The sequence below is a fragment of the Streptococcus sp. GMD5S genome (assembly GCF_000298715.2).
GTDB lineage: Bacteria > Bacillota > Bacilli > Lactobacillales > Streptococcaceae > Streptococcus.
On record NZ_AJRG02000001.1, the window covers coordinates 138,120 to 151,082 of the forward strand.

Genomic DNA, 12,963 nt, shown 5'->3' on the forward strand with positions numbered 1-12,963 from the left:
CATCATACTATTTTGACAACCCCTATCACTAACTAGAGTTTATCTGATATATTATAACATTTCAATACAATCTATTCAAGTATATTAACTTAAAAATACACGTATTTGCACCATTCTATAACCTAGCCATTCAATTTTGAACTATTTATATCGGTAAACTGATATAAATAGCTTAATATATATTATATCTACAATTAGGCCAATCTTTGATATTATAGTAAAAAGCCAGTCATTTTGACTGGCTTTCTTTTCATTCTAATTGAATCTTAGCTCAATGCGTCATCCATTGAAAGAACTTCGTGGAAGACACGTTGTGTCAATTCAGTTTTTTGTTCTGGAGTGAGGTATTTAGTGTTTACACAGTATCCAGAGATACGTACGATAACGTCTTCACCTGACATAATCTTTTCGTAAACATCGTTCAAGTCCATAACGTTCAAGTTAACGTGTTGTCCACCGTTTTCGAAGTAACCATCAAGGATTGTTACCAAGTTATCAACTTGCTCGTCACGAGTCTTACCAAGAGCACGTGGAGAAACTTGAGTTGTCAATGAGATACCGTCAGCTGCGTAACCAAAGTCAAGGCTAGCAAGTGAGTTCAAGTTTTGCAACCATCCACCTTTAGCTTTGTTAGATGGGTTCGCACCTGGTGAGAAGAATTCAAGTTTAGACAAGTTCACAGAACCATCTTCGTTGAGGTATACACCTTTGTGGACTGGTGAGTTACCAGTTTGTTTAGAGTAAGCAACGTTAGATGTGATTGTCAAAAGTGATACAGTAGCTTCTGCGTCTTTGTATAGTTTGTGGCTACGTAGACGAGTTGTATAAGCTTCGATCAACCATTCTGCCAATTCGTTTGAACGTGGGTCATCTTCACCCCAACGTGGGTATTCACCGATTGTTTCGTAATCATAGATGTAGCCATTTTCGTCACGGATTGGTTTAACAGTAGCGTATTTAATCGCTGACAATGTATCAACAGTGTTAGCAAATCCACAGATACCGAATCCCATGTTAGCACGTTGTTTAGTTGGCAAGAAGGCCATTTGAACAGCTTCGTAGTTGTACTTGTCAGTCATGTAGTGGATGATGTTCAAAGCGTCTACGTAAGTGTCAGTCAACCAGTCAAGAGATTTTTCAAAGTTCGCTTTAACTGATTCAAATTCAAGAACTTCGTCACGGATAGGATCGATGTCAAATACTTTGTAGTCTTTGTGAACATCGTCGTAACCACCGTTCAAACCAGTAAGAAGAGCTTTAAGAACGTTTACACGAGCACCGAAGTACTGGATGTTGTGGCGTTGATCTTCGTTTTCTGGGTCAAGTGGTGACACACAGCATGAGATACAGCTCATTTCTCCGTATCCGTCTTTAGCCATTGTTGTTACACCTTCGTATTGGATAGAAGAGTGTTTGTGGCTCATGTGCATACAGTAGCGACGGAAGTTGTAAGGCAATTTGTCAGTCCAAAGAACTGTCAAGTTTGGTTCTGGTGAGTTACCGATGTTGTCAAGAGTGTTCAAGAAACGGTAGTCCATCTTAGTAACACGGTGACGACCGTCGTTACCCATACCAGCCATAGAAGTTGTGATGAAGGTTGGGTCACCTGAGTACAATTGGTCATAAGCTTTTGTACGAGCAAATTTAACTGTACGAAGTTTCATAACGAAATCATCAACGAACTCTTGGATTTCTGATTCAGTAAATGTACCGCGAGCAAGGTCACGTTCTGCAAAGATATCCAATACGATTGGCACACGTCCTAGAGATGTTGCAGCACCGTTGATAACACGGCAGACAGCCATGAAGGCGATGTTAACCCATTGGATTGCTTCTTTCGTGTTCATCGCTGGTTTGCGGACATCAACTCCGTAAAGGTCACCCAAGCGAACAACTTGTTGCAATGCTTGGTATTGAAGGTTTACTTCTTCACGAAGACGGATTGTTTCTTCATCAATTTCTTTGATCGCATTCCAGTCGTTTACTTTTTCTTGCATCAAGTAGTCTGCACCGTAAAGAGCAAGACGTGCGTAAACACCGATGATACGTCCACGTGAGTAGGCATCTGGAAGACCAGTTACAGTGTGAGCGTGACGAGCGCGACGAATGTTTGAAGTGTAGGCACGGAAGATACCGTCGTTAACTGTTGTTACGTATTTAGTGAAGATTTCGTGAACAGCTGGATCTGGTTCATATCCATTTTCCTTCAAAGTAGTTTCAGCCATACGGATACCACCTTTTGGCATGAAGTTCAATTTGAAGAGTTCATCGTTTTGGATACCGAAGATAACTTCATTTTCTTTGTCGATAAATCCAGCAGGAATATCAGCAATAGATGTTGGACGAGTGTCCATTGGGAAACGAGTTTCTTCGTAGTGTGCTTTTGTTTCTTCTACGATTTTTTTGATGTGAAGTGAACGTTCTGTTGGTCCAGCAAGGAAACTTTCATCTCCATCGTAAGGTGTGTAGTTAGCTTGAACGAAGCGAGAAATACTTGCTTTTTCTTTCCAATCTACGCCTTTGAAGCCTTCCCAAGCTTTATCAAAAATATCTTGTGCTTCAACAACTGTCTTAACAACCATGTTAATGTCCTCTTTTTCTAGTAACAGTCATCTGTTACATTCTTGAGACAAGTATACCATACAGTAACCGATTTCAACAAGAGAAAATCAGTATTTTAGACGCTTTCTTTTATAATACAGTCTCTTTTTTGCTCTTATCTGTATTATATTTTTGAAAGTCAGGTTGAACTTTCCCATTTTTTCAGAAAAAAGGGTATAATAAATATAAAATGACACTAGAAAGGGATTGAAATGCTCATATTTCCATTGATAAATGATTTGTCCAGAAAAATCATCCATATCGACATGGATGCCTTTTTTGCTGCGGTGGAAATAAGAGATAATCCCAAGTTAAAGGGCAAACCTGTCATTATCGGAAGCGACCCCAGACAAACAGGTGGGCGTGGTGTCGTTTCTACCTGTAGCTATGAGGCACGAGCTTTTGGTGTTCATTCAGCCATGAGCTCTAAAGAAGCTTATGAGCGCTGTCCCCAAGCTGTCTTTATCTCTGGAAATTATGAAAAGTATAAGACTGTGGGGCTTGAGATTCGAGCTATTTTTAAACGCTACACTGATTTGATTGAGCCTATGAGCATTGACGAAGCCTACTTGGATGTAACAGAAAATAAACTCGGTATCAAGTCAGCAGTTAAAATTGCCCGATTGATTCAACAAGATATATGGAGAGAGCTACAACTGACTGCTTCTGCTGGCGTTTCCTACAATAAATTCTTAGCCAAAATGGCTAGTGATTATCAAAAACCACATGGTTTGACAGTGATTCTCCCAGATCAAGCCCAAGACTTTCTCAAACAAATGGACATTGCTAAATTCCATGGTGTGGGCAAAAAAACAGTTAAACGCCTTCATGAAATGGGAATTTATACTGGCGCAGACTTACTGGACGTTTCTGAAGTTACTTTAATCGATCGATTTGGCAGACTTGGTTATGATCTTTATCGAAAGGCTCGTGGTATTCACAATTCTCCAGTCAAGTCCAATCGCATTCGTAAGTCCATCGGCAAGGAAAAAACCTACGGAAAGATCCTACAAGTAGAAGAAGACATCAAAAAAGAGCTGACTCTACTCTCTGAAAAGGTAGCTCTCAATCTCAGCACGCAGGACAAAGCTGGAAAAATCATTATCCTAAAAATACGATATGCTGACTTTTCCACTCTGACTAGACGAAAAAGCCTCCCACAAGCAACACAGGACACTAGTCAGATTTCTCAAACTGCCCTTCAACTCTACGAAGAACTGGCTGACAAAGAAAAAGGTATCCGTTTACTAGGAATTACAGTGACAGGATTTTAAAAAGCTTGAAGGAAAATTCCCTCAAGCTTTTTTCTTATACAAACAAACGCACAAAACTATAGAGCAACAAGACACTACCGAGTACGATACGGTATTTCCCAAAGAGTGTAAAGTCGTGTTTCTTCACATAGCTGGTCAAGAAACGAATAGCAACCATGCTGACTCCAAAGGCAACACCCATGGCTACAAGAAGTAAGAATAGTTGACCAAAACTCAAGAGTTGACCTGCTTTAATAAATTTGAAAATCTTTAAAGCACTGGCTCCGAACATAACAGGAATTCCGAGATAGAAGGTAAACTCTGTTACGACTGAGCGGCTTGTTCCATTCAACAAACCACCAACAATCGTCGCACCTGAACGGCTCGTTCCTGGAAAGAGGGCGAGGACTTGGAAGAGCCCAATGTAAAGGGCTGTTTTATAAGGTAACTTGTCTAGCTCTGTTACTGTTGGTTCAATGGCTTGCGCCTTATTTCGTTTTTCAAGGTAGATAAAGGCAACACCATAGATAATCAACATAATCGCAACTGAAACCATGTTATGGAAGTTAGCATCAAACCAATCATCTAGTTTAAAAACCAATAGCAAAGGCAAGGTCGCAACAAAGACTTTTGACCACAACTGCCAAGTTCTACGAACTTCTACCTTAGTTTTACCAGGTTTGAAAGGATTAAGCTTGTTAAAGTAAATGACCATAACTGCTAAAATGGCACCAAGCTGGATGACAACATTAAACATGGACATGAAGGCTTCATTCTGGTCCTTGTATTGTACAAATTCTTCAACCAAGATCAAGTGGCCAGTACTTGAAATGGGCAACCATTCTGTAATTCCTTCAACAATCCCAAAAAAGATTGACTTCAAAATTTCAATAAAATACATACATTACTCCTTTTTCTGTTCTCTATTATAGCATAATTTCGGATGTTGCGATAGATTTTTTAGAAGGCGCCGATGCTACCACCGCCTCCGCCTCCTGAGAATCCTCCACCTGAACTTCCACTTCCAGAAGATACAGAGTAATTGCTAGCTGTATTCGCTACAGCAGTATATTGCTTGATTTGTGCAGTTGAGGTGTCGAACTGTGAGTGCCAACCATAGGCTACATAAAGATTCAAATCTGGATTTTCAAGCTGAATATGGCGGACTTTCATTAACTTGCTCACCTTCTTGGCATAACCAAAGAGAGTCGCATAGACCAGGAGACGGTTCCAAAGGACGATGCTCTCTAACTCGGCTTGATCCAGATGAGCGATATCCCGAAGCATATTTTCAAAACTCGTCCAGAGATAGAAGATCTCCGCTCCTTCCTCTGTTAGAACTCCATCGCGATAGGCTCCTCGCGTGGCAAGATAAACCCAGAAACTAGCCCCTAATCCTGTCAAACCTAAGAGTAGAAATGGGATCGAAAAGAAACCATGTGTTTGCCAGCTATAGTAAAAGAATAGCAGTCCACCTAGAGCTGTTATGGCTGAACAGACCCGCATCCCGAGAGCAAGGCGGCGTTCCTCACTTGTCAAGGGACGATAGTAGCTTGGGATACGAAGTACATGGACCTTATCCTTGACACAAGACTGAATGCGTTGAAGTCTTCCTTCAAAGGAGCGTTTGAGACGCGAGCCTGTTTCTCGGATATGTTTTTCATCTGACTCTTTGGCACCACGGTAAAGGGAAGATGAAACTTGGTAATCAGGGAAGAGCTCTGAAATAGCCAATTCTTTCTTATTTGACAAAGTCATGCGCAGACATTCCTTCTCAAAATTGGATAAACCCTTTTCACTGATAATGCGCACATAAGGTTCCTCATCACCTTGGAAAATAGATAAATGACCTCGATCTACTAAATCCAACAAGGTTGCCTGAATCAAACGTTCAAAAGTAAATTTACCAAACCCTGATTTGTTTAGGGGATTGACTTCCTCTAAGGACGTTGAATACACTGCTTCTGCTAAAACCATTGGAGGCAAATCCATCGGTGGTTCATAAAGCCTGTGATCTTTTGGAAAGACCTTTTTAATGCTTGTACTCTGACGAAACATCCTATAGAAGATAGGAACTAGAAGTAAGAGACTCATAAAAATGACGGGGAATACCCATTTCATCAAAATCTCACTTTGCGCTTTTTCTGTTGCTATATTGCTTTCAATCCGGTTAAAATCGGTTAAACGTTCTTCCTCTAACCCTTGATCTGGAGCTCCTGCAAAAGCACTTCTAGGCCAGTATGCGTGTAATTCGATCTGTCGCTTTCTAGGAAGGTCTTTCATTTTGACATGATAGAGATTATTTACTTTTTCAACACTAGAGTCCCTTAGGAGTTGGCCTGCATGAAAATAGAGTTTCTCTGCTGGGGTATCAGAGCTAATCTTAAACTCAATCTCTTTGATGTCTCCAGTACTATCGGTCAAGGGTTGCCAATTTAGCTCTGCGATATCCTTATATAAGAAGAGAAGGTTTGTTAGTTTCCAGGTAACCGTTACCCGAACAGTATCTCCGGCATATCCAGCATTGTAAATTTTTACCTTGTAGCCGTCCTCTTCCTCCATAGTATAGAAGGAAACATTTTGAACAATTCTTCCATTTTTAGAGACCTGAACGGTCGGGTCGGGATCAATGTCAAATCCTTCCGGCATTTTCCCAGCTTTTCCGAGCCCAACTAACTGACCATTGTAATCATCTCCAAAGCGGTAGGTAATTGTTTCCTTAAAAATTGCAGTATTATCTGCATGAATATTCAAATCCCCCTGATAGGATAAGATATCAAAGTCTACTGCAAAAACCAGGCTCGGTATAAATAATAAATAAGTAAATACCAAAGCCAACAGCCATCTTTTTTTCATAATCGGTTCCCTTTCAATCTTTTTACCATTATATCATTTTTTATAAGTAAAGGCTTACTTGTATTGAAAATCTCACTATTTTTAGATACAATAGAGAGAGTCATTTTTAGACTAGAAATAGGAGAAAACATGAAAAAATTATGCTTATCTATCCTTGCTAGCCTAGCCCTTACCTTAGGACTAGTTAGCCAAGTCCAAGCCGACGAATATTTACGCATCGGGATGGAGGCAGCTTACGCTCCCTTCAACTGGACTCAAGACGACGATAGTAACGGCGCTGTCAAAATTGACGGTACCAACCAATATGCCAATGGCTACGATGTCCAAATCGCTAAAAAGATTGCCAAAGACTTAGGCAAAGAACCTTTGGTCGTAAAAACCAAATGGGAAGGACTTGTTCCAGCCCTTACTTCTGGCAAAATTGATATGATCATTGCCGGTATGAGCCCAACTGCTGAACGCAAACAAGAAATTGCTTTTTCAAGCAGTTACTATACTAGCGAACCGGTTCTATTGGTCAAAAAGGACTCTGCCTATGCGAATGCCAAATCTTTGGAAGACTTTAGCGGAGCAAAAATCACGTCTCAACAAGGTGTTTATCTTTATGACCTGATTTCCCAAATTCCAGGTGCCAAAAAAGAAACAGCTATGGGTGACTTCGCCCAAATGCGTCAAGCTCTGGAAGCTGGTGTTATTGATGCCTATGTTTCTGAACGACCTGAAGCAATGACCGCTGAGTCTGCTAACGCTAAGTTCAAAATGATCCAACCTCAACCAGGTTTCAAAACTGGCGAAGAAGATACAGCTATTGCCATTGGACTTCGTAAAGATGACAGCCGCATCAGCCAAATCAATGCCAGTATCGAAAACATCTCTAAGGATGAACAAGTAGCCCTCATGGATCGTATGATCAAAGAGCAACCTGTGGAGTCTACAACAACAGAGGAAGAAAGTAGTTTCTTTAGCCAAGTCGCTAAGATTCTTTCTGAGAACTGGCAACAACTCTTGCGTGGTGCTGGTATCACACTCTTAATCTCCATTATCGGAACCATCACAGGTCTCCTTATCGGACTTGCGATCGGGGTCTTCCGTACCGCTCCACTATCTGAGAACAAGGCAATGTACGCCCTACAGAAACTAGTCGGTTGGATTCTCAATGTCTATATCGAGATCTTCCGTGGTACACCGATGATTGTTCAATCTATGGTTATCTACTATGGAACTGCCCAAGCTTTCGGTATCAATCTTGACCGCACACTAGCCGCTATCTTCATCGTCTCAATCAACACGGGTGCCTACATGACAGAGATCGTTCGTGGTGGTATTCTAGCAGTTGACAAAGGACAGTTTGAAGCTGCAACTGCTCTTGGTATGACCCACAATCAAACCATGCGTAAGATTGTCCTGCCTCAGGTTGTCCGTAATATTCTACCTGCTACTGGTAATGAGTTTGTCATCAATATCAAAGATACCTCTGTATTGAACGTTATTTCAGTTGTTGAGCTTTATTTCTCAGGAAATACTGTAGCAACACAAACCTATCAATACTTCCAGACCTTTACCATCATCGCCGTGATTTACTTTGTCCTCACCTTTACTGTGACCCGTATCCTACGCTTCATCGAGCGTCGTATGGACATGGATACTTACACTACAGGTGCTAACCAAATGCAAACGGAGGATTTGAAAAAATGACACAACCAATCCTTGAAATCAAACACCTCAAAAAATCATATGGGCAAAACGAAGTGCTAAAAGACATTTCTCTCGCCGTCCATAAAGGAGAGGTTATTTCCATCATCGGGAGCTCAGGAAGCGGAAAATCAACCTTCCTTCGTTCGATTAATTTACTAGAGACACCTACAGAGGGAGAGATTCTCTATCGAGGAGAAAATGTCTTAGAAAAAGGCTATAACCTCACCCATTATCGTGAAAAACTCGGTATGGTTTTCCAATCTTTCAATCTCTTTGAAAATCTGAATGTCCTTGAAAATACGATCGTTGCTCAAACGACTGTACTCAAACGCGACCACTCTGAAGCTGAGAAAATTGCCAAAGAGAATCTCGAAAAAGTCGGTATGGGAGAACGTTACTGGCAAGCCAAGCCCAAACAACTCTCAGGGGGACAAAAACAACGCGTGGCTATCGCCCGCGCCCTCTCCATGAATCCTGACGCCATTCTCTTCGACGAACCAACATCTGCCCTTGACCCTGAAATGGTCGGAGAAGTCCTCAAAATTATGCAGGATTTGGCTCAAGAAGGCTTGACCATGATCGTCGTAACCCACGAAATGGAGTTCGCTCGCGATGTCTCTCACCGTGTCATCTTTATGGATAAGGGCGTCATTGCTGAAGAAGGCAAACCAGAAGACCTCTTCACGAACCCTAAAGAAAAACGGACAAAAGAATTTCTTCAACGTTATCTCAGCTAATAAACAAAGACTGCATTCTTTATGCAGTCTTTTTAATTTGTAATTGTAAAGAAAAGGCAGACTCGATTCAGGAATCTGCCTGTGACCACAGTTTAATCTTCAAATTTTTCATGATTTTTTTCATAGAAATCGATTAAACCAAGAGCTGTTTCAAATGAAATATTTTTAACTTTTGCGCGTCCTTGTGCTAGAGCAATGATAGACATTTCACGCGCATTCGTTTCTTTAGAGATACGGTAGCCTGTGATTTTCTTATCACGAACCCAGCCAACAACTGCTTCTACTTTTTCAAAGTTCGACTTAGCCATGTTCTTCTCCTAAATTATTCTTTACAATACTTAATTGTATACGTTTTTATTTCGTTTATCAATAAAAAAACATATATTCGTCGTAACTATATTATTCTGCATATTTTTATTTGGCTTTTAAAGCCGATAATATATGAGTTCTTATGTCCTCGACTCCATTAGGATTTGCTGGTAGGAAGATTGTATTATTACCCTCTTTATCTGCAAAATTATTCAACGTATCTAAATACTGGTTCGTTAATAGGATAGACATGATTTGTTCTTCAGTTAGCTCAACATTGGCTCCCTTTAACTCTTGGATAGAATCAGCTAGTCCGTCAACAATTGCTTTACGCTGTTCTGCAATCCCTACACCATGTAGGCGATCTTTTTCTGCTTCTGCTTCTGCTGCGGTCACGATTTTAATCTTATCTGCTTCAGCAAGTTCTTGCGCCGCCACTCTCTTACGTTGAGCCGCGTTAATTTCATTCATTGATTGTTTTACTTCAGCATCAGGTTCAACCTTAGTAATCAGCGTTTTGACAATGATATACCCATATGTAGACATTTCTTCAGCCACTTGTTTTTGAACTTCTAAGGCGATTTCATCCTTCTTCTCAAACAACTCATCTAGGGTTAGCTTTGGTACAGATGAACGCAAAGCATCTTCAATATAGGATTTAATTTGGGCTTCTGGACGCATCAATTTATAATAAGCGTCTGTGACATTATTTTCATTCACTCGATACTGAGTTGCCACATTCATCGTTACAAATACATTATCTTGCGTCTTTGTCTCTACAACAATCTCACTTTGCAACAAGCGTAGTTGAACTCTTGCCGCAATCCTATCAATTCCAAAAGGAGCTCGTAAATGAATACCACTATTGCTCAACTTTTGGTATTTACCAAAGCGTTCTATGATAGCGACAGATTGTTGTCGAACCACATACACAGAACTAACCATAATCACTGATGCAATCACCACTAAAAATAATAAAACAAGTAAAATTTGTAAAACCATGGGAATCTCCCCCTTTCGTCACCATCATTATAGCACCATCATCATTATTACGCAAATAATATGATAATAATTTTATTTTAGCTTAAACTAGCATATTATACAACGTTTCGTTCCCATTCAAATTAATATAAGATGGGTCAAACTTTTCCATTCGATGAATCAATCCAGCATAGTCATGCTTATTGGCAAGGGCTACCCCAATCAAGACAGGGCCTGTCCCCTTGCTTGCTCGTTTGATATATTCAAAACGAGTGATGTCATCATTTGGCCCCAAAATGTCATTTACAAACTCTCGTAGAGCTCCTGGACGTTGTGGAAAATTCACTACAAAGTAATGCTTTATGCCATCGTAAATCAAGGCACGTTCTTCCATCTCTGGCATTCGGTTGATATCGTTATTTCCTCCAGAAATGATACAACAAATCGTCTTGCCTTTGATATAGTCTGATAAAACTTCCAAGGCTGCAACGCTGGCAGCTCCGGCTGGTTCTGCTACAATACCTTGTTTGGAATAAAGATCAATCAAGGTCTCGGAAATCAAGCCCTCGTCCACCCCAATCAGCGTTTCAACATTCTTACGGGTCGCTTCATAGGTTAATTGCCCAACCTTTTGTACGGCTATCCCATCAGCGAACTTATCAATTTCTTTGAGCTTAACTGGTCCCCCAGCTTCAAAGGCAGCTTTCATAGAGCGAGCACCATTAGCTTCTACCCCGATCACTTCAATAGTCGGGTTGGTTTCCTTAATATAAGTAGAAACACCGGCAATCAATCCGCCACCACCTACTGGTACAAGTACTGTATCAAAATCAATAGACTCTTTACGGGCTTCTTCAAGAATTTCATAGGCTACAGTCCCTTGACCAGCTTGAACATGCGCATCATCAAAAGGATCGATAAAGGTGCGGTTTTCTGTCAATGTAAATTCTTGTGCTGCCTTAGCAGAAGCATCAAAGGTATCCCCAACCAACTTGATCGTCACAAACTCTCCACCGAAAAAGCGAACCTGCCCAATCTTTTGTTGCGGTGTTGTAATAGGCATAAAAATTGTTGCAGGAATCTTCATCTCATTACAAGTATAGGCGACACCTTGGGCATGATTTCCCGCAGAGGCACAGACTACACCACGCTCGCGTTCTTCTTTTGATAGTTGAGAAATGGCATAATAGGCTCCACGAATCTTAAAAGAGCGAACTCGTTGCGCATTCTCCTTTTTGAGATAAATCTTTGCTTGGTATTTTTCTGATAAATAATGATCATATTCTAGTGGTGTATCAACTACTACACCACTCAAAACTTTGTGGGCTTTCACCACATCTTTTGCACTTAGCATTGTCTCCTCCTCAAATACTTTTCAAGATAAAAAACGAGTTAGGTACCCCCAACTCGCCTTCTGTCTCTCTTTACAAGAATTAATTGTAGATTTTGAATGCGTCGTCGTCGTTTTTACCAACGAAAGGCATTGCTTTACGCAATTCTGCACCAACTTTTTCAATTTCAAGGTTAGCTGCTTGTTCACGGTAAGCAGTTAATTTTGGACGACCAGCCTTGTAGTCATTTACAAAGTCATTTGCAAATTTACCATTTTGGATATCTGCCAAAACAGCTTTCATGTTTTCTTTCACTTGCTCAGTAATCACACGTGGACCTGATACATAGTCACCGTATTCAGCAGTGTTTGAAATAGATTGACGCATTTTCTTGAATCCACCTTCATAGATCAAGTCAACGATCAATTTCATTTCGTGAAGAACTTCAAAGTAAGCCAATTCTGGGGCATAGCCTGCTTCTGTCAAGACTTCAAAACCTGCTTCGATAAGGGCAGTCAAACCACCACAAAGTACAGCTTGTTCACCAAAGAGATCTTCTTCAGTTTCTTCTTTGTAAGTTGTTTCAAGCAAACCAACACGAGCTGCCCCAACACCTTTACACCAGTCCATAGCAATGTTTTTCGCATTTCCTGTTGCATCTTGGTAAACTGCATAAAGAGCTGGCACACCAAATCCTTCTTCGTAAGTACGACGTACCAAATGTCCTGGTCCTTTAGGAGCACACATGAAGACATCTACATCTGCAGGAACTTTGATAAATTCAAAGTGGATATTGAAACCATGAGCAAATCCAACAGCATTTCCAGCTTCCAAGTTTGGAGCGATTTCTGCTTCGTACAATTCTTGTTGGATTTCGTCTGGTGCCAAGATCATGATAACGTCAGCCAATTTAGTTGCTTCTGCTACTGTGTAAGTGTCAAATCCGTCTTCTTTTGCTTTGTCAAAAGATTTACCTGGACGCACACCGATAATGACATCACGACCTGAGTCACGCAAGTTTTGCGCATGCGCATGTCCTTGTGAACCATAACCGATTACGGCGATTTTTTTACCGTCAAGCGCTGCTACTTTAACATCTTTTTCGTATTCCATTTGAACTGCCATAGTTTTCTCTCTTTTCTATTTTTTATTGCCTTATAGGCTGGTTTAACAAATTTAAGTTATTTTTTATACTCATTG

Annotated in this window: 10 protein-coding genes; 3 read left to right on the forward strand and 7 right to left on the reverse strand. The window is 40.6% G+C overall.

Going from position 1 to position 12,963, the window contains the following annotated elements:
* Window positions 1-266: 266 nt before the first annotated feature.
* The gene (gene pflB / locus GMD5S_RS0200590; protein ID WP_000260621.1) at window positions 267-2,582 is read right to left on the reverse strand and encodes a formate C-acetyltransferase; all 2,316 of its coding nucleotides are present in this window, start codon (window positions 2,580-2,582) and stop codon (window positions 267-269) included.
* Between the two features lie 231 nt (window positions 2,583-2,813).
* On the opposite strand from pflB, the gene dinB reads away from it, so the two are divergent.
* Window positions 2,814-3,875, forward strand: coding sequence for a DNA polymerase IV (gene dinB / locus GMD5S_RS0200595; RefSeq protein WP_000904552.1), 1,062 nt, complete (start codon window positions 2,814-2,816; stop codon window positions 3,873-3,875).
* Window positions 3,876-3,909: 34 nt separating this feature from the next.
* Here dinB and GMD5S_RS0200600 read toward each other — a convergent pair whose 3' ends face one another.
* Both GMD5S_RS0200600 and GMD5S_RS0200605 read right to left on the reverse strand, forming a co-directional pair.
* The gene (locus GMD5S_RS0200600) at window positions 3,910-4,755 is read right to left on the reverse strand and encodes an undecaprenyl-diphosphate phosphatase (protein WP_000273568.1); all 846 of its coding nucleotides are present in this window, start codon (window positions 4,753-4,755) and stop codon (window positions 3,910-3,912) included.
* A 59-nt stretch (window positions 4,756-4,814) separates the two neighbouring features.
* A complete protein-coding gene (locus GMD5S_RS0200605) occupies window positions 4,815-6,710 on the reverse strand; it encodes a DUF2207 domain-containing protein (RefSeq protein ID WP_000747709.1) in 1,896 nt (631 codons plus the stop codon).
* A 129-nt stretch (window positions 6,711-6,839) separates the two neighbouring features.
* Between GMD5S_RS0200605 and GMD5S_RS0200610 the strand changes: the two genes are divergently transcribed.
* Together GMD5S_RS0200610 and GMD5S_RS0200615 are read left to right on the forward strand one after the other, a co-directional pair.
* Complete coding sequence (locus GMD5S_RS0200610; protein WP_000732042.1) at window positions 6,840-8,405, forward strand: ABC transporter substrate-binding protein/permease; 1,566 nt, start codon at window positions 6,840-6,842, stop codon at window positions 8,403-8,405.
* A complete protein-coding gene (locus GMD5S_RS0200615; protein ID WP_000193348.1) occupies window positions 8,402-9,142 on the forward strand; it encodes an amino acid ABC transporter ATP-binding protein in 741 nt (246 codons plus the stop codon). Before GMD5S_RS0200610 ends, GMD5S_RS0200615 begins: the two co-directional genes overlap by 4 nt.
* Window positions 9,143-9,234: 92 nt before the next feature.
* On the opposite strand, the gene GMD5S_RS0200620 is transcribed toward GMD5S_RS0200615, so the two are convergent.
* The 4 genes from GMD5S_RS0200620 to ilvC form a co-directional block, all read right to left on the reverse strand.
* Entirely contained in the window at window positions 9,235-9,450 is a 216-nt protein-coding gene (locus tag GMD5S_RS0200620; RefSeq protein ID WP_001130031.1) for a capsule biosynthesis transcriptional regulator, read from the reverse strand.
* A 106-nt stretch (window positions 9,451-9,556) separates the two neighbouring features.
* Complete coding sequence (locus GMD5S_RS0200625; RefSeq protein WP_000244062.1) at window positions 9,557-10,453, reverse strand: SPFH domain-containing protein; 897 nt, start codon at window positions 10,451-10,453, stop codon at window positions 9,557-9,559.
* An 82-nt stretch (window positions 10,454-10,535) separates the two neighbouring features.
* Window positions 10,536-11,786, reverse strand: a complete 1,251-nt coding sequence (ilvA, locus tag GMD5S_RS0200630; protein ID WP_000947300.1) for a threonine ammonia-lyase IlvA — start codon at window positions 11,784-11,786, stop codon at window positions 10,536-10,538.
* A 79-nt stretch (window positions 11,787-11,865) separates the two neighbouring features.
* Window positions 11,866-12,888, reverse strand: coding sequence for a ketol-acid reductoisomerase (gene ilvC, locus GMD5S_RS0200635; protein ID WP_000290683.1), 1,023 nt, complete (start codon window positions 12,886-12,888; stop codon window positions 11,866-11,868).
* Window positions 12,889-12,963: the final 75 nt, after the last annotated feature.

Bases quoted from the DNA above. Each gene is read 5' to 3' on its own strand.
- dinB (WP_000904552.1), top strand. From the start codon at position 2,814: ATGCTCATATTTCCATTGATAAATGATTTGTCCAGAAAAATCATCCAT.
- ilvC (WP_000290683.1), bottom strand. From the start codon at position 12,888: ATGGCAGTTCAAATGGAATACGAAAAAGATGTTAAAGTAGCAGCGCTT.
- GMD5S_RS0200615 (WP_000193348.1), top strand. From the start codon at position 8,402: ATGACACAACCAATCCTTGAAATCAAACACCTCAAAAAATCATATGGG.
- GMD5S_RS0200605 (WP_000747709.1), bottom strand. From the start codon at position 6,710: ATGAAAAAAAGATGGCTGTTGGCTTTGGTATTTACTTATTTATTATTT.
- GMD5S_RS0200625 (WP_000244062.1), bottom strand. From the start codon at position 10,453: ATGGTTTTACAAATTTTACTTGTTTTATTATTTTTAGTGGTGATTGCA.
- ilvA (WP_000947300.1), bottom strand. From the start codon at position 11,786: ATGCTAAGTGCAAAAGATGTGGTGAAAGCCCACAAAGTTTTGAGTGGT.
- pflB (WP_000260621.1), bottom strand. From the start codon at position 2,582: ATGGTTGTTAAGACAGTTGTTGAAGCACAAGATATTTTTGATAAAGCT.
- GMD5S_RS0200610 (WP_000732042.1), top strand. From the start codon at position 6,840: ATGAAAAAATTATGCTTATCTATCCTTGCTAGCCTAGCCCTTACCTTA.
- GMD5S_RS0200600 (WP_000273568.1), bottom strand. From the start codon at position 4,755: ATGTATTTTATTGAAATTTTGAAGTCAATCTTTTTTGGGATTGTTGAA.
- GMD5S_RS0200620 (WP_001130031.1), bottom strand. From the start codon at position 9,450: ATGGCTAAGTCGAACTTTGAAAAAGTAGAAGCAGTTGTTGGCTGGGTT.